The sequence below is a fragment of the Blastococcus jejuensis genome, from assembly GCF_039534705.1.
Lineage (GTDB): Bacteria > Actinomycetota > Actinomycetes > Mycobacteriales > Geodermatophilaceae > Blastococcus_B > Blastococcus_B jejuensis.
In genome coordinates this window covers 255,183-277,076 of the sequence record NZ_BAAAVV010000001.1, presented here as the reverse complement: position 1 = coordinate 277,076, position 21,894 = coordinate 255,183, and the positions used below count along the sequence as shown (strand labels likewise).

Annotated in this window: 22 protein-coding genes; 9 read left to right on the top strand and 13 right to left on the bottom strand. The window is 72.9% G+C overall.

All coding sequences use genetic code 11. From position 1 onward, the window contains the following. Positions 1–47 precede the first annotated feature (47 nt). On the top strand, positions 48–1,184 hold the full coding sequence (locus ABD644_RS01250) for a GuaB3 family IMP dehydrogenase-related protein (RefSeq protein WP_344686664.1): 1,137 nt from the start codon (positions 48–50) through the stop codon (positions 1,182–1,184). Beyond that, a complete protein-coding gene (gene guaA / locus ABD644_RS01245) occupies positions 1,184–2,746 on the top strand; it encodes a glutamine-hydrolyzing GMP synthase (protein WP_344686663.1) in 1,563 nt (520 codons plus the stop codon). The genes ABD644_RS01250 and guaA overlap by 1 nt, the downstream gene beginning before the upstream one ends. A gap of 42 nt (positions 2,747–2,788) precedes the next feature. Here guaA and ABD644_RS01240 read toward each other — a convergent pair whose 3' ends face one another. The 5 genes from ABD644_RS01240 to ABD644_RS01220 all read right to left on the bottom strand — a co-directional run bounded on the left by ABD644_RS01240 (position 2,789) and on the right by ABD644_RS01220 (position 6,084). Next, the gene (locus tag ABD644_RS01240; RefSeq protein WP_344686662.1) at positions 2,789–3,604 is read right to left on the bottom strand and encodes an META domain-containing protein; all 816 of its coding nucleotides are present in this window, start codon (positions 3,602–3,604) and stop codon (positions 2,789–2,791) included. A 75-nt stretch (positions 3,605–3,679) separates the two neighbouring features. Further along, the gene (locus tag ABD644_RS01235; protein WP_344686661.1) at positions 3,680–4,441 is read right to left on the bottom strand and encodes an META domain-containing protein; all 762 of its coding nucleotides are present in this window, start codon (positions 4,439–4,441) and stop codon (positions 3,680–3,682) included. Beyond that, complete coding sequence (locus ABD644_RS01230; protein WP_344686660.1) at positions 4,438–4,734, bottom strand: hypothetical protein; 297 nt, start codon at positions 4,732–4,734, stop codon at positions 4,438–4,440. The genes ABD644_RS01235 and ABD644_RS01230 overlap by 4 nt, the downstream gene beginning before the upstream one ends. A gap of 113 nt (positions 4,735–4,847) precedes the next feature. Continuing rightward, positions 4,848–5,147, bottom strand: a complete 300-nt coding sequence (locus ABD644_RS01225) for a hypothetical protein (protein ID WP_344686659.1) — start codon at positions 5,145–5,147, stop codon at positions 4,848–4,850. Beyond that, entirely contained in the window at positions 5,140–6,084 is a 945-nt protein-coding gene (locus ABD644_RS01220) for a PspC domain-containing protein (protein WP_344686658.1), read from the bottom strand. The genes ABD644_RS01225 and ABD644_RS01220 overlap by 8 nt, the downstream gene beginning before the upstream one ends. 123 nt (positions 6,085–6,207) lie before the next feature. Here ABD644_RS01220 and ABD644_RS01215 point away from each other — a divergent pair, with 123 nt between their 5' ends. Together ABD644_RS01215 and ABD644_RS01210 are read left to right on the top strand one after the other, a co-directional pair. Further along, on the top strand, positions 6,208–7,404 hold the full coding sequence (locus tag ABD644_RS01215; protein ID WP_344686657.1) for an ATP-binding protein: 1,197 nt from the start codon (positions 6,208–6,210) through the stop codon (positions 7,402–7,404). Beyond that, the gene (locus tag ABD644_RS01210) at positions 7,401–8,060 is read left to right on the top strand and encodes a response regulator (RefSeq protein WP_344686656.1); all 660 of its coding nucleotides are present in this window, start codon (positions 7,401–7,403) and stop codon (positions 8,058–8,060) included. Before ABD644_RS01215 ends, ABD644_RS01210 begins: the two co-directional genes overlap by 4 nt. A 116-nt stretch (positions 8,061–8,176) precedes the next feature. Here ABD644_RS01210 and ABD644_RS01205 read toward each other — a convergent pair whose 3' ends face one another. From ABD644_RS01205 to ABD644_RS01185, 5 genes are all read right to left on the bottom strand, one after another. Then, entirely contained in the window at positions 8,177–8,911 is a 735-nt protein-coding gene (locus ABD644_RS01205) for a PIG-L deacetylase family protein (protein ID WP_344686655.1), read from the bottom strand. A 23-nt stretch (positions 8,912–8,934) separates the two neighbouring features. Continuing rightward, entirely contained in the window at positions 8,935–9,834 is a 900-nt protein-coding gene (locus tag ABD644_RS01200) for an RNA polymerase sigma-70 factor (protein WP_344686654.1), read from the bottom strand. Continuing rightward, a complete protein-coding gene (locus ABD644_RS01195) occupies positions 9,831–10,379 on the bottom strand; it encodes a carboxymuconolactone decarboxylase family protein (RefSeq protein WP_344686653.1) in 549 nt (182 codons plus the stop codon). The genes ABD644_RS01200 and ABD644_RS01195 overlap by 4 nt, the downstream gene beginning before the upstream one ends. A gap of 249 nt (positions 10,380–10,628) precedes the next feature. Next, positions 10,629–10,895, bottom strand: a complete 267-nt coding sequence (locus tag ABD644_RS01190) for a hypothetical protein (RefSeq protein ID WP_344686652.1) — start codon at positions 10,893–10,895, stop codon at positions 10,629–10,631. Between the two features lie 94 nt (positions 10,896–10,989). Continuing rightward, complete coding sequence (locus tag ABD644_RS01185; protein ID WP_344686651.1) at positions 10,990–11,274, bottom strand: chorismate mutase; 285 nt, start codon at positions 11,272–11,274, stop codon at positions 10,990–10,992. 296 nt (positions 11,275–11,570) lie between these two features. On the opposite strand from ABD644_RS01185, the gene pcrA reads away from it, so the two are divergent. Continuing rightward, positions 11,571–13,886 carry a DNA helicase PcrA gene (gene pcrA, locus ABD644_RS01180; protein WP_344686650.1) on the top strand — a complete coding sequence of 772 codons (2,316 nt, stop codon included), beginning with the start codon at positions 11,571–11,573 and terminating at the stop codon, positions 13,884–13,886. A gap of 212 nt (positions 13,887–14,098) precedes the next feature. On the opposite strand, the gene ABD644_RS01175 is transcribed toward pcrA, so the two are convergent. Both ABD644_RS01175 and ABD644_RS01170 read right to left on the bottom strand, forming a co-directional pair. Further along, positions 14,099–14,905, bottom strand: a complete 807-nt coding sequence (locus tag ABD644_RS01175) for a M23 family metallopeptidase (protein WP_344686649.1) — start codon at positions 14,903–14,905, stop codon at positions 14,099–14,101. Positions 14,906–15,124: 219 nt separating this feature from the next. After that, a complete protein-coding gene (locus ABD644_RS01170; protein WP_344686648.1) occupies positions 15,125–16,012 on the bottom strand; it encodes an esterase/lipase family protein in 888 nt (295 codons plus the stop codon). A 185-nt stretch (positions 16,013–16,197) separates the two neighbouring features. Between ABD644_RS01170 and ABD644_RS01165 the strand changes: the two genes are divergently transcribed. Continuing rightward, entirely contained in the window at positions 16,198–17,283 is a 1,086-nt protein-coding gene (locus ABD644_RS01165) for a hypothetical protein (protein WP_344686647.1), read from the top strand. Positions 17,284–17,300: 17 nt separating this feature from the next. Continuing rightward, complete coding sequence (gene icmB / locus ABD644_RS01160) at positions 17,301–17,711, top strand: coenzyme B12-dependent isobutyryl CoA mutase small subunit (protein WP_344686646.1); 411 nt, start codon at positions 17,301–17,303, stop codon at positions 17,709–17,711. A 37-nt stretch (positions 17,712–17,748) separates the two neighbouring features. Here icmB and ABD644_RS01155 read toward each other — a convergent pair whose 3' ends face one another. Further along, positions 17,749–19,575 carry a CocE/NonD family hydrolase gene (locus ABD644_RS01155; RefSeq protein WP_344686645.1) on the bottom strand — a complete coding sequence of 609 codons (1,827 nt, stop codon included), beginning with the start codon at positions 19,573–19,575 and terminating at the stop codon, positions 17,749–17,751. Between the two features lie 170 nt (positions 19,576–19,745). On the opposite strand from ABD644_RS01155, the gene sucC reads away from it, so the two are divergent. Both sucC and sucD read left to right on the top strand, forming a co-directional pair. Next, complete coding sequence (sucC, locus tag ABD644_RS01150; protein ID WP_344686644.1) at positions 19,746–20,909, top strand: ADP-forming succinate--CoA ligase subunit beta; 1,164 nt, start codon at positions 19,746–19,748, stop codon at positions 20,907–20,909. Between the two features lie 32 nt (positions 20,910–20,941). Then, the gene (gene sucD, locus ABD644_RS01145) at positions 20,942–21,817 is read left to right on the top strand and encodes a succinate--CoA ligase subunit alpha (RefSeq protein WP_344686643.1); all 876 of its coding nucleotides are present in this window, start codon (positions 20,942–20,944) and stop codon (positions 21,815–21,817) included. Positions 21,818–21,894 lie beyond the last annotated feature (77 nt).

Genomic DNA, 21,894 nt, shown 5'->3' with positions numbered 1-21,894 from the left:
CAGACAGTCGAAGCCCCGAACTACCGGGGCCGGTGAGGGTGAACCACGTGAGTGCACGCGACACGGCCGAGATCGGCCTCAACCGGTTCGCCCGGCGCGGTTATGACCTCGACGAGGTCTCGATCGTCCCGTCCCGGCGCACCCGCGACGTCGACGACGTCTCGACCGCCTGGCAGATCGACGCCTTCCGGTTCGACATCCCGCTGGTCACCAGCCCGTCGGACGCCGTCATCAGCCCCGACACCGCGATCGCGGTCGGCCAGGCCGGCGGGCTCGGCGTCCTGAACGCCGAAGGCCTGTGGACGCGGTACGACGACCCAGCGCCGGTGTACCGGCGGCTGCGCGACGCCGGCGCCGGCGGCGCCCCGCCGGTGGCGCTGCTCCAGGAGGTCTACGGCCGGCCGGTGCAGCCCGACCTGATCACCGCCCGGATCAAGGAGATGCGCGACTCCGGCGTCACGACGGCGGTTCGCGTGTCCCCGCAGCACACGCTGCAGTTCGCCCCGGCGGCACTGTCGGCCGGGGTGGACCTGCTGGTCATCCAGGGCACGATCGTCTCCGCCGAGCACGTGACCACCCAGGGCGACGCGCTCAACCTCAAGGAGTTCATCGCCGACCTCGACGTCCCGGTGATCGTGGGCGGCGCGGCCAACTACCAGACCGCGCTACACCTGATGCGCACCGGAGCGGCCGGGGTGATCGTCGGTGTCGGCGCCGACAGCTTCTCCACCGCTGACGCGGTCATGGGCATCCGCGTGCCGCTGGCCAGCGCGATCGCCGACGCGGCCGCCGCCCGGCGCGACTACCTCGACGAGACCGGCGGGCGGTACGTGCACGTCATCGCCAACGGCCGCATCGAGACCAGCGGCGCGATCGCCCGTGCCCTGGCTTGCGGCGCCGACGCCGTCCAGCTGGGCGAGCCGCTGCGGGTCGCCGCCGAGGCGCCGGGCGGCGGCATCTGGTGGGACTCGGTCGCCGCGCACCCGCGGTTGCCCCGGGGCGGCGCCTCGGCGCCGGTGGAGCCGGTGGGTCCGCTGGAGCAGGTGCTGCTCGGCCCGGCCGCGACCGCCGACGGCCGCAGCAACCTCTTCGGCGCGCTGGCGCGGACGATGGCCAAGACCGGCTACCGCGACCTCAAGGAGTTCCAGCGGGTCGATCTCGTGATCGGTGGTCGAGCGGACTGATGGACTTCCCGACCGTCCTCGTCGTCGACTTCGGTGCCCAGTACGCGCAGCTGATCGCCCGGCGCATCCGTGAGGCCGGCGTCTACTCCGAGATCGTCTCCTCGGAGGTGCAGGTCGACGAGGTGCTGGCCCGCAAGCCCGCCGCGATCGTGCTCTCCGGCGGTCCGTCGAGCGTCTACGCCCCCGGCGCCCCGCAGGTCGATCCCGCGTTGTTCGAGGCCGGGGTCCCGGCGTTCGGCATCTGCTACGGCTTCCAGGCGATGGCTCAGAGCCTGGGCGGCACGGTCGCGCACACCGGCGACCGGGAGTACGGCGGGACGCCGCTCACGGTCACCACCGAGGGACGGCTGTTCGGCTCGCTGCCGGTGCAGCAGTCGGTGTGGATGAGCCACGGGGACGCCGTCTCGCAGGCGCCGCCCGGGTTCACCGTGACCGCGACGTCGACCGGTGCCCCGGTCGCCGCGTTCGAGGACGTCGACCGCAAGCTCGCCGGCGTCCAGTTCCACCCCGAGGTGCGGCACACCTCGCACGGGCAGTCGGTGCTCGAGCACTTCCTGTTCGACATCGCCGGCCTCGAGCCGACCTGGACGATGGCCAACGTCGTCGAGGAGCAGGTCGAGCAGATCCGCGCCCGGGTCGGTGACGCCCGGGCGCTCTGCGCCCTGTCGGGCGGCGTCGACTCCGCCGTCGCCGCGGCGCTCGTGCAGCGCGCGATCGGCGACCGGCTCACCTGCGTCTACGTCGACCACGGGCTGATGCGCGAGGGCGAGACCGAGCAGATCGAGCGTGACTTCGTCGCCGTCACCGGCGCCGACCTGCGCGTGGTCGACGCGCGCGAGCAGTTCCTCAGCGCGCTGGCCGGGGTCGCCGACCCGGAGGAGAAGCGGAAGATCATCGGCCGGGAATTCATCCGGGTCTTCGAGCAGGCGGCCCTCGACGTCGTCCACGACGCCCAGGCCCACGGCGAGACCGTCGACTTCCTCGTGCAGGGCACGCTGTACCCCGACGTCGTCGAGTCCGGCGGCGGCTCCGGGACGGCGAACATCAAGAGCCACCACAACGTCGGTGGCCTGCCCGAGGACCTGCAGTTCACCCTGGTCGAGCCGCTGCGGACGCTGTTCAAGGACGAGGTCCGCGAGGTGGGCCTGCAGCTGGGCCTGCCGGAGTCGCTGGTCTGGCGGCAGCCGTTCCCGGGGCCCGGCCTCGGCATCCGGATCGTCGGCGAGGTCACCCAGGAGCGGCTCGACGTTCTGCGCAAGGCCGACGCGATCGTCCGCGCCGAGCTGACCGCCGCCGGGCTCGACCGGGAGATCTGGCAGTGCCCGGTGGTGCTCCTGGCCGACGTCCGCTCGGTCGGCGTGCAGGGCGACGGGCGCACCTACGGCCACCCGATCGTCCTGCGGCCGGTGTCCAGCGAGGACGCGATGACCGCCGACTGGACCCGCCTGCCCTACGACGTGCTGGCGAAGATCTCCACGCGGATCACCAACGAGGTGCGCGAGGTCAACCGGGTCACGCTCGACGTCACCAGCAAGCCGCCGGGCACCATCGAGTGGGAATAGTGGAGGAGCGTCGTCGTCGTGACGTCGACGAGTCTCCTCCACTCACTGCATCGCGCGGTAGGTGAGGACGGGTCGCGGCGACCCGATGGCGTCGACGTCGGTGACGGTGAGGGTGTCGCCGTCGACGCTGAGCTGGAAGCCGCCTCCGAGCATGGCGAGTACGAGCTGGTCCTGGCGCCCGACCGGGTCGGCGCAGCCGATGTCGTCGTAGCCGTACTCGCCAAGGGACACCGAGTCCCCGACGGCCTGCCACGAGGCGTCGAACTGCCGGCAACCGGTGGACAGCGTCGCCGATCCGTCGTCGCGGAGCTCGAGAACCGCCGACGGGCCGACGGCCGCCGATGTGGTCCCGTCCGCCTGCACGGATTCGAGCACCCACCGCGTCCCCACGACCTCCTCCACGGGCACCGGCGGCAGCCGGTAGAAGGTCAGCGAGCCACCGGCGCCGGTGATCACCAGCCGGTCGCCGGACACCGCGGCGCGGAGGGCGCCGTCGAAGACGACGGCGACGAAGGCGCTCTCCGCCGCCGCGACGGCGTCCTCGCACCCGATCAGGGTGATGCCGACGTCCTCGAGGAGCAGGTCTTGTCCGTCGAGCCGGTAGGTGCCGCCGAAGCCGTTGCAGAAGGCGGTTCCGCTCACTCGGTGGTCGCCCGAGAACTCGATCGTTCCCCGAGCCTGCTCGGGCAACGGGATCGGACGGCCAGCGGCCGTGCCCTCGAGCACGGCCCAGGCGCCGGCCAGGAGTTCTTCCGTCGAGGGTCCTGCTGGCGGTGACGGTGACGACGGGGTCGACCCGCATCCGGCCAGCGCCAGCACGCCGACCAGCACGATCGTGCCGCTCCGGGTTCTGGCCATGATCGAAGCCTGCGGGCGGACCGCGCGGTCCCGCAACGTCGTCGCGGTGGCTGGTGCCGCAATCGTGACCCGGCGTTAGCCGGCCTCGCGGTAGACGAGTCCGCGGCCGTCGGCGTCGAGCGCGGTGAGCCGGTCCTCCTCGACGGTCACCTGGAAGCCGTCGCCCAGGACCGCCAGCACGTGGTCGTCCTGGATCCGGACGCCCTCCGCGCACTCGTCCGTCCCGGCGTCCAGGTCCGACAGCACGACGAGGTCACCGCTGGTCGTCCAGGTCCCGGTGAACTCCCGGCAGCCGGTACTGCCCGTCACGGCGCCGTCGGCGTCGAGCCGCAGCTGCGGCGCACCCGTGACCGAGCTCGCGACCTCGCCGTCGAGCAGCGTGTCCAGCACCCACTGCGTGCCGACGAGCTCGCTCGTGGGCACCGGCGGTACCGGCCGGAAGCGCAGCTCCACGGTGTCGCCGGTCAGCAGCAGGTCCTCGCCGTCGACGGCGACGGTGTCGACCGCGCCGAGGGCGCCGATGAACCGGGCCTCGGCGTCCATGATCGCCGGCTCGCAGCCCATCTCCGTGCCGCCGAGGCCGGCGAACTCGATGGTGTTCCCGCTGACCGAGTAGCCGGAGCTGTAGTGGTTGCAGAACGACGTCCCGCCGGCCTGCTCGCCGTCGAGGGTCAGGGTCGCCCGCGCCCCGGCCGGCTGCGGCAGGGGAGCACCCCCCGCCGTCCCGGCGACGAACTCCCACTCGCCGACGACGTCGTCCCCCGACCCGCCACCGGGCGTCGCGCCGCAGGCCGCGACCACCAGGCCGACCATCGCCAGGGCCACCGCGGCCCTCACCGGTGCTGGTTCCATTCCACCGTGTAGAGGCTGCTGACGGCGAGGACCACGAGCAGGACGACGGCGAACGCGGCGATCCCTGCGGCCAGCCGGTAGAGGCGCCGCGCGGGGCCGGCGGCGACGTGGTGGCCGTAGAGCGCGAGGGTGAGCGCTGCGCCGGCGAGCGCGGCGGACACCGTCGGGTTGACCAGAGCCAGCGGCACCGACAGGCCGGCGAGGCCGAGGGTGAGGAGGGCGGGCCAGCGCGGGGCCGCCACCGAGCGCCACCCCGCTCGTCCGGCGCCGCCGACCATGGCACGCAGCGTGGGCGCCGGAAGGGCCGCCGCGCAACGGACAGCCCCGCGCCGTTACGGAAAAGGGCCCGGGGAGCGGCTGCTCCCCGGGCCCTTCGCGCCCGCCCCTGCTCTCAGCGCCTGCGGCGCGCCTTGCGCAGTTCGCTCATCAGCAGCGCCACACCTGCGCCGATGAGCACCAGCCAGAGGATCCCGCCGTCGCTGAAGAGCCCCAGCGGGAGGTCCAGCCCGGTCATGAGCACGATCGCCAGCACGATGAAGAACACACCGGGGACGAGGGCGACCCGGTCGACCGAGCGGCGTCGTGGCGATTCGGGGTCCTCGGTCTCCAGCGGCGTGACGGTCTGCCAGTCGCGCATCTGCGCTTCCTGCCAGGCGGTCGGGGTCGTCGGGAACTCGCTGTAGTCAGCCACGGGACACCTCCACAGAGCCGACGCCGGCGTTGACGAACAGTTCGATCTCGGGTTCGTCGTCGTCCACCCACGAGCCGGACCCGGAGCCCTCGAAGAACCCGCTGCTGTTGCCCTCGTCGAACACGTCCACGGAGCCCAGCCCCGAGTCGACGCTCACCCGGACGTCCGCGTCGCGGGGAACGATGACGTCGACATCACCGACACCCGCGTCCACACGGGTCCGGATGGTGCCGTCGAGGTCGCTGACGTCGACCGGGGACAGGTCGATCCGCAGGTCCCCGATCCCGCCGTGGTAGCGGGACTGCACGTCGGCGGCACTGCGGGCGACGAAGGTCTGGTCGCCGATGCCGTGGTCGATCCCGCGCCAGGGGTCGGTCGAGACGGTGACCAGGGCGAGGGACAGGACCACACCGAGCGCGATCAGCCCACCGCGGGCCCGGCGGCCGCCGCTGTACGCCGCGGCCACCAACCCGAGGCCGACCACCAGCAGGGCCGAGCCGAGGAAGACGCGCGGGCCGACGTCCAGGAACGTGAAGCGGTCGAGCAGGACCAGGACGCCGACGACGATGAGCAGTCCGGCGATCGTGACGCCCGGGACCGGCGACCGGGGGCCGGCCGGCGCCCGGACGGCCGTCACGGCGGGAGCGCCGACCGCGGACGCGGGGACGGCCGGGCCGGCCGGCATGAGCAGCCACAGCAGCAGGTAGACGATCACGCCGCTGCCTCCGGCGAGGGCGAGCGCGACGAAGCCGACCCGCCAGAGCAGCGCGTCCACGCCGCTGTACTCGGCCAGCCCACCGGCGACCCCGCCGATCATCTTGTCGCCGCGGCTGCGGCGCAGCTGGGGGCGGACCGGCGGACCGGCCGGCGGCGGCGGGGGCTGCCAGTCCGGGGGTGGGTCGACGGAGGGAGGCGCAGGGGGCGGTGCCGATGTCATGCCACGAGCCTGCCGACCGCAGCGCCGCCGAGCCATCAGGGAACGCCCCCATCCGACCCTGGTTCCCTTCCGGGGGTGATCACCGGTGTCGGACCGGGGGACGGCGGTGCGACGATCGATACCGTGACCACCACCGTGCCCGGGACAGCACCCGGCCCGACCATCGCGCGGCCGCCGCTGGTGCGCCCGCGGAACGGGCGGATGCTGGCCGGGGTGGCGGCGGGCACGGCCGCGCATCTGCGCCAGGACCCGCTCATCGTGCGCATCGCGTTCGTCGTCCTGGCGACGGCGGGCATCGGCGTCGTCGCCTACGGCCTGCTCTGGCTGACCATGCCGGTCGCGACCCCGGATCAGGAAGGCACGCCGACCGTCGGTCTGCGGCCGACGGGCACCCGGCAGTGGATCGGGCTGATCCTCATCGCGTTCGTCGCCGTCGTGCTCCTGGGGCAGCTGTCCTCGTGGGGCGGCGGCGACATCATCCTTCCTTTGGTGCTGGTCGCGGTCGGTCTGGCCGTCATCTGGCGCCAGCTGGACACCGACCGCACGCTGGCCGTGCCCGGTGTCCGCTGGGCGCTGGCCGCGGGGGCGGTGCTCGCCGCCGGTGGTGTGGTGCTGCTACTGGCCACGACGGGTCAGCTGGCCGATGCCCGCGACGGCTTCGCGGCGACCCTGGTCATCCTCACCGGCGTCGTCCTGGCGACGGCGCCGATCTGGCGGCGGCTGCTGGACTCCCGGTCGCAGGAGCGCGCCGCGCGCATCCGCTCGGAGGAGCGCGCCGCCGTCGCCGCCCACCTGCACGACTCGGTCCTGCAGACCCTGGCACTCATCCAGCGGCACGCCGACGAGCCGCAGGCGGTCAGCCGGCTGGCCCGCGGCCAGGAGCGCGAGCTGCGGGCGTGGCTCTACGACCCCCAGGCCGTCCGCGAGGGCGGCACCTGGGCCGGGTTGGTCGCGGGCATGGTCGCCGAGGTCGAGTCCGACCACTCGCTGATCGTCGACCCGGTGGTGGTCGGGGACGCGCCGGTCGACGACGCGCTCGCCGGTCTCGGCGCGGCCACGCGCGAGGCGCTGGTCAACGCCGCCAAGCACTCCGGTGCCACCGCCGCGGACCTCTACACCGAGGTGACGCCCGAGCGGGTCGCCGTGTTCGTGCGCGACCGCGGCAAGGGCTTCGACCCCGCCACGGTGCCCGACGACCGGCGTGGCCTGCGCGACTCGGTGAGCGGACGGCTGGCCCGGCTGGGCGGCACGGCGGAGGTCCGCTCCGCCCCCGGTGAAGGGACAGAGGTGGAGCTGGTGCTGCCGAGGACCGCGTCATGACCGCACCACGGGTGTTCGTGGTCGACGACCACGCGATGGTGCGCGCGGGGGTGCGCGCCGAGCTCGGCGACGACGTCACGTTCGTGGGGGAGGCGCCCGACGTCGAGACCGCCGTCGAGGGCATCCGCGCCACGACCCCGGACGTCGTCCTGCTCGACGTGCACCTGCCCGGCGGGGGAGGGCGGGCCGTGCTCGAGGCCCTGCGGGCCGAGCTGCCCGACGTCCGCTGGCTGGCGCTGTCGGTCTCCGACGCCGCCGAGGACGTCATCGCCGTCATCCGGGCCGGCGCGCGCGGCTACGTCACCAAGACCATCTCCGGCCCCGACCTGGTCGACGCCGTCCGCCGGGTGGCCGACGGCGACGTCGTCTTCAGCCCGCGGCTGGCCGGGTTCGTGCTGGACGCGTTCTCGGCCGGAGCCGCGGCGCCCGCGCCCGCCGAGGAGGAGGCCACCGACCCCGGGCTCGACCTGCTCAGCGCCCGCGAGCGGGAGGTCATGCAGCTGCTGGCCCGCGGCTACACCTACCGGGAGATCGGGCAGCGGCTGTTCATCTCGGTGAAGACGGTGGAATCGCACGCGTCCAACGTGCTGCGCAAGCTGCAGCTGTCCAACCGCAACGAGCTCACGAGGTGGGCAGCGACGAACCGATTGTTGTAGAGGCGGGGTCCTGTCGCGCCGAGTGGGCCCCGGAGGGGTCCGCGCAGGCGCGACGCAGCGGCTCCGCGCAGCGGGGGGACGGCACCTGGCCGCGGTGTCGTCCGGAGGACGACAGATCACATCGTGTGGACGACGTGGAAGGCCTCGGCCAGCCGGCCGGCGGGCAGGCCGAACCGCTCGGCGGTCATGCGCATCCAGGCGGTCACGAACCCCTCGAGGTCCTCGTGGTGGCTCACCTGCGTGACGTGGCTCTTCAGCGCCGCGAACTTCCGGTGCACGACGTCGGTCACGTCGACGGCGTGGTCGGCCCGCGGGCTCGCGCCGAGCCACACCTCCGCCACCGTCCACGCCTCCAGGCCCTCGTCGGCGAGGAGCTCGGGGAAGGCGAACGGGTTGCGCGCATCGGGGTAGACCGCGCGCAGGGTCGCCTCGCCCACGGTCATGTGGTCGGGGTGGCTGGCGCCGATCCGGTCCCAGAACCGCTCCGGCGAGCTGGTCATCACCCGCTGCGGCCGCACCTGCCGGATGACCCGGCTGATGTCCCGGCGCAGGTCGAGCGTGAGCTCGAGGCGCCCATCCGGGTAGCCGAGGAACCGGACGTCGGTGACGCCCACCTCCGCGGCCGCCGCCGTCTGCTCGGCTCGACGCAGCGGCCCCATCTGGTCCCGAGGGGTGTCGTCGAAGCCACCCGCGTCGCCGTCGGTGACGATGCAGTAGGTGACCTCGGTGCCGGCCTCGGTCCAGCCGGCGACCGTGCCGGCGCTGCCGAAGTCGACGTCGTCGGGATGGGCGAGGACGCACAGCACGCGCTCGACGTGCTCGGCCGGTTGCTTCGGCGGGGGCAGGGTCACCCGGCGGAGCCTAGAAGGCTCCCTCAGGGCAGCGAGAGACCGGCCAGCTTGTCGGGGTTGGCCACGTAGAGCACCTGCTCCACCAGCCCGTCGGCCAGGACCAGCTGCAGCGCCATGTAGGGCCCTGCGTCGGTCCACGCGACGACGGCCGGGGCGCCGTTGATCTCGGCGAGTCCCACCCGCAGGCCGGGGATGTCACCGCCCTGGGGCCCGACCGCAGCCAGGAAGCGGGCGACCTTGTCGGCACCGACGATCGGGCGCAACGCGGCCCTGACCCGGCCGCCGCCGTCGGCGATGAGGACGACGCCCGGCGCCATCGCCGCGAGGAGGCTCTCGACGTTCCCGCTCACCGCTGCTGCCAGGAAGCGCTCGGTCACCTCGCGCTGCTCCCGCCGGTCGGTGTCGAACCGCGGCTGCCGCGCGTGCACGTGCTCCCGGGCGCGGTGCGCCATCTGGCGGACGGCGGCCTCCGTGCGACCGAGCGCGTCGGCCACCTCGCGCAGCGGCATCCCGAACACCTCGCGGAGCACGAACACCGCGCGCTCGGCCGGGGTCAGCGTCTCCAGCACGACCAGCAGGGCCAGTGACACCCGCTCGCCGAGTTCGGCAGCGTCCTCGGGCTCCGGTGCCGGAGGCCCGGCGGCGACCGGGCTGCCGTGGGTCATCAGGGGCTCGGGCAGCCACGGCCCGACGTAGCTCTCCCTGCGCGCCCGGGCCGAGTCCAGCCGGTCGAGGGCCAACCGGGTGGTGATCTGGACCAGGTAGGCGCGGTCGTCGCGGACGTCGCTGCGATCGGCGGCCGACCAGCGCAGCCACGCGTCCTGCACGACGTCCTCGGCGTCGGCGACGCTGCCCAGCATCTGGTACGCCACGGTGAACAGCAGCCGCCGGTGCTGGTCGAACGGCGCGAGGGGATCGGTCACGCGGGGATCTCGCAGCGGTCCGTGAACCCCTGGCTGGTCAGCCCCAGGGAGCTGTTGAACCGCGAGCGGACGTTCTCCACGGCCACCATCATCGTGAGCTCGACCAGTTCGGCGTCGTCCAGGTGGCGCCGCAGGTCGGCGACCATCTCGTCGGTGACCGCCGGCGGCGTCGCCGTCACCGCCTCGGCGTAGGCCATGACCTGGCGCTCGAGGTCGGTGTAGACGGCGCTGTCGCGCCAGCGCGGGACGTCGCGCATCTTGACCGGGTCGATCCCGCGGTGGGTGGTCTCCCAGTAGCCGAAGTCGACGCACCAGGAGCAGCCGATGGACACGGCCGACGCCATGACCGCCAGGGCCTTCAGCGTCGGGTCCAGCTTCTTCCAGCGGGCGAGGGAGGTCTCGAACCGGGCGTCGGTGAGCAGCACCCGGGGGTTGTGCCCCATGGCCGCCAGCGGGTCGGCCACGACGCCGAAGCTGCGCCGGGAGTACCACTCGGCGAGCCGGTAGACGAGCGTGCGGGGTGGGTCGAGCGAGATGCGGGCCATGGCCGGCGTCCTCTCCGTCGTGGGGGTGACCACATGGAGACGACGCAGCTCCGCCGGAGGTGACATCCGGCGGAGCCATAGGGGAAACCGGCCGGGTCGCACGTGCGCGACCCGGCCGGCTCCGGGGCCGGCAGGCGTCCCCGTTCCCCCTGCGGGGAGGCGCGCCGGCCGGTCCGTCAGGACGCTCGGTCGACCGACCGCAGGTTCAGGGCGGGGTCGGTGCCGGTCGCCGTGCCGGACGGCGGTGGGCTACAGGCAGAGGAGGGGGTCGTTCGTGGCGGTGGGGCTGGTGATCGGGTGGAACACGCACTCGTGCTTGACCATCGCCTGCGCCTCGCCGCTCGGCAGCGTCGCGGCCAGACCGCCGCCCAGCACGCCGATCGTGAGCACGAGGACGACCAGCCGCCGGCGGGGCGAGCCCATCGTGACCAGCGGGGGTGCGGTGTCGCGGATCTGCCGCGCGACGTCGGTGGGCAGGCGGTACGCGAACGGCAGGTCAGCAGCGGTGGGCGGCATGGTCCTCACGTCTTCCGGTCGGGGGATTCGACCGGAAGAGGGCCCGCGGGTGGCAGCGGATACAGGGACGTCGGCAGGAACGCGCCCTGACGGGTCAGAGCCGGCCGCGGCCCTGGCGGAGCAGCAGCATGCCGAGCGCGGCGCCGTCCGGACCGAGCGCGTCCCCGAACCGGGCGAGCACCTGCTGCTCACGGGCCAGAGAGAGCCGGGTGCCGCCGGCGGCCGCACGCAGCGACCCGATCTCGTGGGAGATGGCGAGCCGGCGCTGCACGAGCTCGATGATCTCGGCGTCGCAGGCGTCGATCGCGGTCCGCAGCTCGCCGATCCGCTCCGCGGGATCGGTCGGGACGGCGGCGGGGGAGGCAGTGAGAGGGCTCATCAGGTGTCCTTCGGTGTGCTGGCGGCCGTCGGACCCCTGGAACGAGAAACGCCCCGGGCTCCTCGGGCCCGGGGCGTCTGTTGCGGCGTGTGCTCAGCCAGCGGTGACGGACACCGGATCCCGGTGACCGTAAAAAAAGCGAACCGTGGCGAGCACGTCGACGAGTCTGCCACAGCGGTGGCCCCGGTGGCCAGGAACGCGCCGGCCGCCCGTGGGACGCACGAGACCGGGGCGGATGTGACGGGTGGTGGACGGCGACGGGAAGCGTCACCCGTCCGGCTTACAGTGATGTGGTCATGAGCAGCGTCCAGGAAGCCCTGCCGGGGCCGCAGCAGTCCCTGCCCGGAACCGAGGCCCTCCAGCGCACCGCCAAGGGCTCCGTCGGTCGGGAGCTCGACCGGATGCTCGCGGGGCTCAACGGCCCGCAGCGCCAGGCCGTCGTCCACGAGGGCGGGCCGCTGCTCATCGTGGCCGGCGCCGGCTCGGGCAAGACGCGGGTGCTGACCCACCGGGTGGCCTACCTGCTGGGTGCCCGCCACGCCCAGCCCGGCGAGATCCTCGCCATCACCTTCACCAACAAGGCTGCCGGGGAGATGAAGGACCGGGTGGCGGCGCTCGTCGGCCCCCGCGCCCGGGCGATGTGGGTGTCGACGTTCCACTCGATGTGCGTGCGCATCCTGCGTGCCGAGGCCGCCAAGCTGGGCCTGAAGTCGTCGTTCACGATCTACGACCAGGGCGACTCGGTGCGGCTGATGACGATGGTCGCCCGCGACCTCGACCTCGACGCGAAGCGCTACCCCGGCCGCAGCCTCGCCGCCCAGGTCTCGAACCTGAAGAACGAGCTGATCGACGAGGAGGGCTACGTCCCGCAGACGGCGCCGGAGAAGGTGCTCGCGGAGGCCTACAAGCTCTACCAGCAGCGGCTGCGCCAGGCGCACGCCATGGACTTCGACGACCTGATCATGAACACGGTGCATCTGCTGCAGGCGTTCCCCGACGTCGCCGAGCACTACCGCCGCCGGTTCCGGCACGTGCTGGTCGACGAGTACCAGGACACCAACCACGCGCAGTACGTGCTCGTGAAGGAGCTGGTCGGCCCCGAGGGTGGGCCGGTCCCGCCGGCCGAGCTGTGCGTCGTCGGCGACGCCGACCAGTCGATCTACGCCTTCCGCGGCGCGACGATCCGCAACATCGACGAGTTCGAGCGCGACTACCCCCAGGCCACCACGATCCTGCTGGAGCAGAACTACCGCTCGACGCAGCGCATCCTCAAGGCCGCGAACACCGTCATCGCCAAGAACACCGGCCGCCGCCCGAAGAGCCTGTGGACCGACTCCGGCGACGGCGAGCTGATCGAGGGCTACGTCGCCGACAACGAGCACGACGAGGCCGCCTGGGTCGCCGAGCAGATCGACGCGCTGGTCGACGAGGGCACGGTCGCGCCCAAGGACATCGCGGTCTTCTACCGCACCAACAACGCCTCCCGCGTGTTCGAGGAGGTGTTCATCCGCGTCGGCATGCCCTACAAGGTCGTCGGCGGGGTGCGCTTCTACGAGCGCAAGGAGGTCCGCGACGCGCTGGCCTACCTGAAGGTCGTGGCCAACCCGACCGACATCGTGAGCCTGCGGCGGGTCATCAACACGCCCAAGCGCGGCATCGGCGACCGCGCCGAGGCCTGCATCGAGAACTTCGCCGACCGCGAGCGGATCCCGTTCGCCTCCGCGCTGCGCCGGTGCTCCGAGGTGGGCGAGCTGGCCACCCGCTCGCTGAAGGCGATCCAGGAGTTCGTCGCGCTGCTGGAGGAGTTCGAGCAGTTGGTCGAGACCGGCTCCGGCCCGGCCGCACTGCTGGAGAGCATCCTCGACCGCACCGGCTACCTGACCGAGCTCCAGGCCAGCACCGACCCGCAGGACGAGGGCCGCGTCGACAACCTCAACGAGCTCATCTCGGTGGCCGCCGAGTTCGAGGCGGCCAGCCCGGGCGGCACCGTCACCGACTTCCTCGAGCAGGTGTCGCTGGTCGCCGACGCCGACCAGATCCCCGTCACGGGGGACGACGCCGGTGTCGTCACCATGATGACGCTGCACACCGCCAAGGGCCTGGAGTTCCCGGTCGTGTTCCTGACCGGCCTGGAGGACGGCGTCTTCCCGCACCTGCGCGCCCTCGGCGACCCGCGGGAACTGGAGGAGGAGCGCCGCCTGGCCTACGTGGGCATCACCCGCGCCCAGCAGCGGCTGTTCCTGTCCCGGGCGCAGGTGCGCACCAGCTGGGGGCAGCCGGCCTACAACCCGCCGTCCCGGTTCCTCGACGAGATCCCGCCCGACACCGTGCACTGGGCCCGGCTGGAGCCGGCTCCCGCGAAGTCGAGCTACACCTCGGCGCAGTCCCGGGTGGCCGCGACCGGGCTGTCCACCGGCGGCCTGCGCGGAGGTGCGGGCAACCGGGCGATCATCTCGGTCGACGTCGGCGACCGGGTCAGCCACGACGCGTTCGGGTTGGGCACCGTCGTCGAGGTCACCGGCGCCGGTGACAAGGCCCAGGCCACCGTCGACTTCGGCTCCGGCGGCACCAAGCGCCTCGTCCTGCGCTACGCCCCACTGGTGAAGTTGTAGCCCGAGGAGCGGGGGCCCGAAGGGTCCCCCGACGAGGGCTCGGAGTCGCGGCAGCCAGATGGACCGCTCGGGAAGTCGCGTCACACGAGGCGGGCCGCCCTGCGAGGTGCCGCGAGGAGCGGGGCCCGAAGGGTCCCCGACGAGCGTGCAGGATCGGCTCATCGCAGCACGGGACGGCACCTGGCCGCGGTGATCGGGCAGAGCCCGATCGATCAGATACTCACGCCGCGTTCGGCGAGGTACTCCTGCGGGTCGATCGGGCGGCCGTCCTCCCCGCCACGGTGGATCTCGTAGTGCAGGTGCGGCCCGGTCGAGTAGCCCTCGTTGCCGACCTTCGCGATCTGGTCGCCGGCGTGGACGATGTCGCCGGCCGAGACGTCGTAGTAGCGCATGTGGCCGTAGATGTGGACGTTGCCGTCGGCGTCCTGGATGTAGACGGCGTTGCCGAAGCCCGAGGCCCTGCCGGCGCGGATCACCACGCCGTCCGTCGCCGCGTAGATCGGCGTGCCCAGAGGCGCGGCCATGTCCAGTCCGTAGTGCATCTGGCCCCAGCGCATGCAGTAGCAGGTGGTGAGGCGGAACTCGGTGACGGGCCGCACGGTCTTGGGCTCGCGCGCAGCGCGGGACGCGGCGAGCTCGTTCAGACGGGCCTGCGCCTCGGCCTGGGTGAGCCCCTGGCGCACGCCGGCCTCGTCCATGCCGGTGAGCCCCAGGTCCGACGCGACGCCCAGTCCGTAGTCGGAGGCGTCGGCGGTGATGACCTCCGAACCAGCCCCGGTCAGGCTCGGCACGGCGGCCAGGACGGCGCCGGCGACGAGCGCGGCGAACCACAGCGGAGCGCGGCGGCCGGGCGGGTGCGGGAGGCGGCGGGCGCGGCGCGTCCGCGGGGGAGTCGCGCTCTCGGGAGTTCCGAGGGCCTCGGGGGTCTCGAGCGTCTCGAGGGTCTCGGTGGCGGGGCGGGTGACCTCGCGCGCGGACCCGGGTCGCTCGAGGACCTGGGGTGCACTGCTGCGAGACACCGGCGCACCTTTCACGGACGGGGCGCTGGTGGGCACCAGCGCCGTGATCGGACCGTAACGATGTGTCAGGACGCGACCAAGCACCGCACTGCACGTGTCGCGATCTTTACAAGGCGTGATGTCGACACGGGCTGATGCTTCGGCAGATATCGGGCAGGGCGAGGCTCGGCGACCCCTGCTGGGGAGCGCCTCGGACGCGCGAGGGTCGAGGGGCCTCGCTCAGGCCGCGCGGGCCGCCGTCATGTCGGCGCCGCGGCGACCGGCCAGGGTCACCGCCACCTCGTCGACCACGCCCCGGTGGATGGGCAGCGACATGTGGCCGACCCCGCGGACCAGCAGATTGCGGGCAGCGAGATCGGGGTGGTCGCACCGCCCCGAGCTCGTGGGCAGGACCATCTGGTCGAGGTCGCTGTAGATCGCGGTGACCCGGGTCGTCACGTCGCGCGCAGGCTGCTCGAGCTCCCGCAACACCGGGGATCCGGGGCGCAGCTGCCGGATGAGCGGCGTCGGGACGACGTGGGCCAGCAGCGAACCCTGGTGCGGCGTCCCGAGGGTGATCAGGGAGTCGATCCGCCGGTCGCCGCCCAGGCGCTGCACGAGATAGCGGGAGATCAGCCCGCCCAGGCTGTGCCCGACGACGTGGACGCGTTCGTGCCCGGTCTGCTCGCACACCCGCTCGATGTGGGCGCCGAGATCGGCCGCGCAGCGCGCGATGTCGGAGGACAGCGGGCTGTAGTTCCAGGAACAGACGTCGGTGAAGCCCCGCCGCCGCAGGCCGCGGCGCATCACGGCGAAGATCGACCGGTTGTCGACCAGGCCGTGCACCAGCAGCACCGGGATGCGCGCGGCCAGCGGGTCGGCCGCGAACAGGGCCCGGACGGCGGCGGGCTGCTCACCCGGCCGTACTCGCGGGTCGGGGCGCAGCTCCTCGGTGCGGGTGCCGAGCGGGTACATGAGCACGTGGGCGCCGACCCAGGCCAGTTCGGTGAGTCCGCCGGTCAGCGCGGCGGGGCTGCACAGCGCGCGCAGTCCACCCCGTGGCGCTCCCTCGGGAACGGCCGTGATGTGCGACTCTGGACCTGAGTCCGCGACGAACGATCGACCCATCGCCGGTTCCTCCCCGTGTGTCCCCTCGGTGCCGGCACGTGGGTTCGGCCTCGCAGGTGGACGGTGCGCGTGTCGTGCTCCGTTCACCCGACGGTAATGCCCCTGTGTGGCTGGCGTCACACATACCCGACCCATCCTCGGCCGATCGACGCCGGACCGTGACCATTGCTGCTGAAGGGGGAACCGTGTCCGCCCGCGACGCCCGCACCGGGCCCGCCCGCGACCGTGCATCCGCGAAGGGACGGCGCTCGGGAGCCCCGACCCGCACCGGGAACGCCCGCTCCGATCGCGAGCGGGCGGGCAACGCGCGCCCGTCCGCCCGCCGCGCCGGCTCCGCGCGCAGCGGCGCGACGCCCCCCGGCGACGGCCTGGTCATCGGGCCGGTCCCGCCCCTGGCCCGCGTGACCGGTGCCCTCCTGGTCCTGGCCGGCCTCGCCGGTGCCGCCGGCCTGCTGCCCACCTACCTGGTGGTCGGGGGAGAGGCGATCTCCCAGGCGACCGGGATTGGCGGGGTCCTGGTCGGCCTGCTCGTGCCGGTGGCGCACGTGGCCGTGGGAGGCGTGCTGCTGCGCGGCGCCGTCCCCAAGTTCGGGCTGGCCTACGCGGGGGTCGCCGCCGCCCTGGCCGGCGGCCAGTTGCTCATCGAGATCTACCGCGGCAGCAGCTCCACCGCCCGCCCCGGGGTCGAGGTCCTCGCCGGCAACCTGGTGCTGACCAGCGGGATCGAGACCGGTCCCGGCTGGGTGCTCGCCGCGGTCGCGCTCGCCCTCACAGTGGTGGCCGGCGTCGTCGCGGCGCTCGCCTGGGGCCGCACGGTCATGGAGGACGGCGGGGCGCTGGACTCCGCCCGGTCCGTACTGGCCGGAGCCGCAGTGCTGCTGGGGGTCACCGCCGTGCTGAGCCTGTCGCTGCCCGCGGCCGACGTCCCCGACCGCATCGTCACCGACCCCGCCACCGGCCTGCAGACCGTGGTCACGCAGGAGGGCCCCCAGGCCCTGCTCGAGCGGCCGGGGTTCGCGCTGCTCGGCGGGCTGCTGCTCGCCGGCGCGGTCGTGCTCTGCTCGGTCGTGGCGCCGTCGCTGCGACCCCGCCTGGCGGTGGTCGGCGGCCTCCTAGCCATCGCGGTGACCGTGCTGGCCGCGGGGCTCACGGGCCTGCGGGACGCCGCCTCGCCCGACCTGGAGTGGACCCTGCCGGGTGCCGGGCTGGTGCTGGCCGGCGTGGGCTACGTCGCGCTCACGATCACGGCCTGGCGGCTGCGCCGCGGGTGAGCCTTACGCTGACCCCCATGGCCGACGAACGAATCCGGGTGGTCATCGCCAAACCCGGTCTGGACGGGCACGACCGCGGCGCCAAGGTGGTCGCCCGCGCGCTCCGCGACGCAGGCATGGAGGTCGTCTACACCGGCCTCCACCAGACGCCGGAGCAGATCGTCGAGACCGTCGTCCAGGAGGACGCCGACGCCGTCGGACTCTCGGTGCTCTCCGGCGCGCACATGACGCTGTTCGCCCGCCTGGCCGAGCTCATGCGCGAGCGCGAGGTGGACGACGTCGTGGTGTTCGGCGGCGGGATCATCCCCGACGAGGACATCCCCGAGCTCGAGAAGCTCGGCGTCACCAAGGTGTTCACCCCCGGGGCCACCACCACGGACATCGTCGACTGGGTCCGCGCGAACGTCGGGACGCCGGCCGACGCCTGAAGGGGGCCACGACGGCCGTCGCGGCCCCCCTTTCTTATCAGCCGACGACCGGCAGCGTCAGCTCCTGGGTGATCCCCGAGCCCGTGCTCAGCGTGACCGCCTGCCGCAGGTTCGAGCCGCGGTAGGCCATGTCGCCGCCGGCGACGACCAGGGCCAGCCGGTGTCCGGCCTCGAAGCGGTGCACGATCCCGGGCAGCTCGATCGTGACCGGCTGCGTCACGTCCGTGACGCGGGCCGGGGAGATCAGCCGGTTCGGCAGCTCGACGGGCGTGCCGTCGGGCCCGATGTCGTACAGCTTGACGAACAGCACGAGTTCGCCGTCGGGGCCCAGCGCCTGCGTCGCCGCCGCCGAGGAGTCCAGCGTCACGGTGACGTGCGGGGAGCCGACGACGTCGACCGGCGCGGCGAGCGGCTCGGTCGCGAACTGGATCGAGCTGCCCGGCGGGTCGAACACCGGCTGCGACTGGTCGAGGGCCGACGTCTCGGTGTAGTTCGGCCCGATCGGCGCGGTGCTGGCGTAGGCGCTGCTGCCGGAGGCCACCGCCGACGGGTCGCTGACCAGGGAGCCGCCCTCGGGGCCCTCGCTCGACAGGAAGAACCGCTGCTCGGTGCCGACGGGGTAGGCGGCCGCGGAGGTGTAGGCCTGCTCGACGTCGCCGGTCTCCTCGAACACCCAGTCGCGGTAGTAGGAGAAGTTCAGCTCCGGCGCCGGGCCGGTGCCGCGGACGTAGTGCTCGAACCAGGCGAGCGCCTGGCGCCCCTGCAGCGACTCCGCGGGGTGTCGCATGTCCAGCTCGCCCTCGACCGGGGCGGAGTTGCTGTGGCCCCACGACTGCCAGACCAGCGACACCGGGGTTCCCTGCGCCTTCAGCGAGGTGTAGGTGGCCACGGACTCCTGCAGGTTGAACAGGGTGTCGGCCTGGCCCTGGCCGATCAGGGTGGGCACCCGGACGTCGGACATGTAGCTCGCCACCGAGTTGGAGCGCAGGAAGTCGATCGACGCCTGGCTCGGGTAGCCCAGCGTGGCCACCTCCGCGAGGGCGGTGCAGACCGGCCGGTCGAAGTTGGCGCAGCCCTCGGTCACGAACTTCGACCAGTTGTCGCCGTCCTCGGGGGACGGCAGGTCCTGGGCGCCGTTCGCGACGCCGACGGTGGTGAACAGCGCCGCCCACTGGTACTTGAAGACGCCGGTGCCGCCGTACGTGACCGAGCCGCTGTCCGCCGTCCCACCCGGCAGGCTGCTGTTCTCCGGCGCCAGCGAGTAGGCGAGGTCGTTCCAGGTGATCAGCGGGATGATCGCGTCGAGCCGGTCGGTGCCTGCCGCGTGCTCGACCGCGGCGGCGGCGAACTGGATCTGCCCGCCGTAGGAGCCGCCGGTCATGCCGACGGCCGGGTCGTGCTTCGTGCCGGTCTCCCGGTCCTCGCGGATGACCTGGTTCACGACGACCTGCTCGCCGGTCGCGTCGTCCACCGCGGAGATCCTCCGGTCGCCGCCGAGGAAGCGCATCAGCTGGCTCGCGGCCGCGCCGTCGTGCTCGCGGTCGTCGAGCGTGATCGGGCAGGTGTCGCCGTCGACGAACCCGATGCCGGTGTAGGAGAGGGTCACGTACCCGTGCTCGCCGAAGCCCTGCGCCAGGTCGGCCTGGTCCTCCTTGGTGCCGCCGAAGCCGTTGGTGGCCAGCAGCGCGGGTGCCGGGTTCCTCCTGCTCACGCCGTCGGGCACGTACAGGTCGGCGTCGATCTGGCAGGTCCGGTTCTCCGGGCCGAGACCGGTGACCGTGATCGTCAGGTCGCGGGCGACGATGTCGGCGGCAGCGGACGGCGCGGCGGCGGCGAAGCCGGCCGAGGTCAGTGCGGCGGTCATCAGAACGGTGGCAGCGCGTCGCACTGGGTTCTCCTCGTCGTCGCGGGGGACGTGCGGGCAGTGAGGGGGGCCCGATGGTGTGACGCATCGTGTGATGCCCACCACCGTGCCCCGCGCTGTACAACGCCCGGAGGAGCGACGAGGTTACGGGCGGGCTACGGTGCCTGTTCGTGGATCTCTTCGAGTACCAGGCCCGTGACCTGTTGGCCTCGCACGGTGTCCCCGTGCTCCCCGGCGGTGTCGCCGAGACGCCGGACGAGGCGGAGGCGATCGCGCGCGAGATCGCCGCGCCCGTCGTCGTCAAGGCGCAGGTGAAGGTCGGTGGCCGCGGCAAGGCCGGCGGCGTGAAGCTCGCCGACAACCCGGAGGACGCCAAGGCGCGCGCCCAGGACATCCTCGGCCTGGACATCAAGGGGCACATCACCCACAAGGTGATGGTGGCCCAGGCCAGCGACATCGCCGAGGAGTACTACTTCTCCTACCTGCTCGACCGGTCGAACCGCACCTTCCTGGCGATGGCCTCGAAGGAGGGCGGCATGGAGATCGAGCAGCTCGCGGTCGAGCGGCCCGAGGCCCTGGCCCGCATCCCGATCGACGCGAGCAAGGGCGTCGACGAGGCCACGGCGGCCGAGATCGTCGACGCGGCGAACTTCCCCGCCGAGGTGCGCGACCAGGTGATCGCGATCGCCGTCCAGCTGTGGGAGGTCTTCACGCAGGAGGACGCCACGCTGGTCGAGATCAACCCGCTGGCCAAGGCCCCCGACGGCACCGTGCTGGCGCTCGACGCGAAGGTCACCCTCGACGAGAACGCCGCCTTCCGTCAGCCGGCGCACGCGGCGCTCGAGGACTCCGCCGCCGCCGACCCGCTCGAGGCCGCGGCCAAGGAGAAGGACCTCAACTACGTCAAGCTCGAGGGCGAGGTCGGCATCATCGGCAACGGCGCCGGGCTCGTGATGAGCACCCTGGACGTCGTCGCGTACGCCGGTGAGGAGTTCGGTGGCGTCAAGCCGGCCAACTTCCTCGACATCGGCGGCGGCGCCTCGGCCGAGGTCATGGGCAACGGGCTGCACATCATCCTGTCCGACCCGGCCGTGAAGAGCGTGTTCGTCAACGTCTTCGGTGGGATCACCGCCTGCGACGCCGTCGCCAACGGCATCGTCGCGGCCCTGCAGCACCTTGGCGACGAGGCGACCAAGCCGCTGGTCGTCCGCCTCGACGGCAACAACGTCGAGGAGGGCCGCCGGATCCTCGCCGAGGCCAACCACCCCCTGGTGACCGTGGTCGACACGATGGACGGCGCCGCGCGCCGGGCCGCCGAGCTCGCCGCCGCCTGATCCGCCCCGACACCCGACAGGACTCCAGACAGATGTCGATCTTCCTCAACGAGAACAGCAAGGTCATCGTCCAGGGCATGACCGGTTCCGAGGGGCGCAAGCACACCCAGCGCATGCTCGCCTCGGGCACCGCCATCGTGGGCGGCGTCAACCCGAAGAAGGCCGGTGAGTCCGTCGACTTCGACGGCGCCAGCGTGCCCGTCTTCGGCAGCGTCGCCGAGGCCATGAAGGAGACCGGCGCCGACGTCAGCGTCATCTTCGTGCCGCCGCCGTTCGCCAAGGGCGCCGTCATCGAGGCCGTCGACGCCCAGATCGGCCTCGCCGTCGTCATCACCGAGGGCATCCCGGTGCACGACTCGACCTTCTTCTGGGCGCACGCCCAGGGCGGCGCCACCCGGATCATCGGCCCGAACTGCCCCGGCCTGATCAGCCCCGGGCGGTCGAACGCCGGCATCATCCCGGCCAACATCACCAAGCAGGGCAAGATCGGCCTGGTCAGCAAGTCGGGCACGCTGACCTATCAGATGATGTACGAGCTGCGGGACATCGGCTTCTCCACCGCCGTCGGCATCGGCGGTGACCCGGTCATCGGCACCACGCACATCGACTGCCTGCAGGCCTTCCAGGACGACCCGGAGACCGAGGCCATCGTGATGATCGGTGAGATCGGCGGCGACGCCGAGGAGCGGGCCGCCGACTTCGTCAAGGCCAACGTCACCAAGCCGGTCGTCGGCTACGTCGCCGGGTTCACCGCCCCCGAGGGCAAGACGATGGGCCACGCCGGCGCCATCGTGTCGGGCTCGTCGGGCACGGCCCAGGCGAAGAAGGAGGCCCTCGAGGCCGCCGGTGTCCGGGTGGGCAAGACCCCCTCGGAGACCGCGAACCTCATGCGGGAGATCGTCGGCTAGGAGCAGGACCCAGTCCTCCTCACCGCTCGCAGGCTCGCGGCGAGCCTCAGGACGGGGCCGCCCCGCACGTCGTGCCA

What these genes read in the sequence shown, in the direction of transcription:
- guaA (WP_344686663.1), top strand. Translation starts at nt 1,184, where the DNA reads ATGGACTTCCCGACCGTCCTCGTCGTCGACTTCGGTGCCCAGTACGCG.
- ABD644_RS01240 (WP_344686662.1), bottom strand. Translation starts at nt 3,604, where the DNA reads ATGGCCAGAACCCGGAGCGGCACGATCGTGCTGGTCGGCGTGCTGGCG.
- ABD644_RS01230 (WP_344686660.1), bottom strand. Translation starts at nt 4,734, where the DNA reads ATGGTCGGCGGCGCCGGACGAGCGGGGTGGCGCTCGGTGGCGGCCCCG.
- ABD644_RS01220 (WP_344686658.1), bottom strand. Translation starts at nt 6,084, where the DNA reads ATGACATCGGCACCGCCCCCTGCGCCTCCCTCCGTCGACCCACCCCCG.
- ABD644_RS01210 (WP_344686656.1), top strand. Translation starts at nt 7,401, where the DNA reads ATGACCGCACCACGGGTGTTCGTGGTCGACGACCACGCGATGGTGCGC.
- ABD644_RS01195 (WP_344686653.1), bottom strand. Translation starts at nt 10,379, where the DNA reads ATGGCCCGCATCTCGCTCGACCCACCCCGCACGCTCGTCTACCGGCTC.
- ABD644_RS01190 (WP_344686652.1), bottom strand. Translation starts at nt 10,895, where the DNA reads ATGCCGCCCACCGCTGCTGACCTGCCGTTCGCGTACCGCCTGCCCACC.
- ABD644_RS01185 (WP_344686651.1), bottom strand. Translation starts at nt 11,274, where the DNA reads ATGAGCCCTCTCACTGCCTCCCCCGCCGCCGTCCCGACCGATCCCGCG.
- pcrA (WP_344686650.1), top strand. Translation starts at nt 11,571, where the DNA reads ATGAGCAGCGTCCAGGAAGCCCTGCCGGGGCCGCAGCAGTCCCTGCCC.
- ABD644_RS01170 (WP_344686648.1), bottom strand. Translation starts at nt 16,012, where the DNA reads ATGGGTCGATCGTTCGTCGCGGACTCAGGTCCAGAGTCGCACATCACG.
- icmB (WP_344686646.1), top strand. Translation starts at nt 17,301, where the DNA reads ATGGCCGACGAACGAATCCGGGTGGTCATCGCCAAACCCGGTCTGGAC.
- ABD644_RS01155 (WP_344686645.1), bottom strand. Translation starts at nt 19,575, where the DNA reads ATGACCGCCGCACTGACCTCGGCCGGCTTCGCCGCCGCCGCGCCGTCC.
- sucD (WP_344686643.1), top strand. Translation starts at nt 20,942, where the DNA reads ATGTCGATCTTCCTCAACGAGAACAGCAAGGTCATCGTCCAGGGCATG.